General features: G+C 68.2%; 1 pseudogene (running past one end of the window). It reads left to right on the top strand.

Features of this window, described 5'->3' with window-relative positions:
• Window positions 1-16: 16 nt before the first annotated feature.
• A pseudogene (locus tag E6J58_23545) lies at window positions 17-657 on the top strand (hypothetical protein); it runs 19 nt beyond the window's last position.

Here is a 657-nt window from a genome sequence, read left to right as displayed (position 1 = left end):
GCTTGCCGTGCGCCGCATGCAGGAGGGCGCCGACCCGCTGGACGCGGCGATCGCCGGCGTCAATCTCGTCGAGGACGACCCCACCGACATGACCGTGGGTTACGGCGGCGTTCCCAACGAAGACGGCGTCGTCCAGCTCGACGCCTGCGTGATGCACGGACCGACCGGCCGCGCGGGAGCCGTCGCGTCGCTCGAAGGGGTGAAGAACCCGACGAAGGTCGCCAGGCTGGTGATGGAGACGACCGATCACGTGCTCCTGGTCGGACCGGGGGCGCGACATTTCGCGACGATGAACGGGTTCGGCACCGAGAACCTGCTCACGGAGAAGGCGCGCAAGGTGTGGCTGTTCTGGAAGCAGAACCTCTCGGACAAGGACAAGTGGCTGGAGCCGCAGCCCGATCGGTACCCGCCCGAGGTCAAGCAGTTCATCGAGGAGTTCGGCTGGGACGAGCTCCGCAAGCCGCAGCGCGGCGGCACCATCCATCTCTCCGCCGTGGACGGCCGGGGAGATGTCGCCGGCTGCACCTCGACCAGCGGTCTCTTCTTCAAGATGCCGGGCCGCGTGGGCGATTCGCCGATCGTCGGCGCGGGCTGCTTTACCGACAACGATGTCGGGTCCGCGGGAAGCACGGGCCGCGGCGAGGCGAATCTTCTGGT

The sequence above is a fragment of the Deltaproteobacteria bacterium genome (assembly GCA_005879535.1).
Taxonomy (GTDB): domain Bacteria; phylum Myxococcota; class Myxococcia; order Myxococcales; family 40CM-4-68-19; genus 40CM-4-68-19.
Note: the sequence above shows the minus strand (reverse complement) of the source record. Positions and strands in the feature narration are given on the sequence as shown.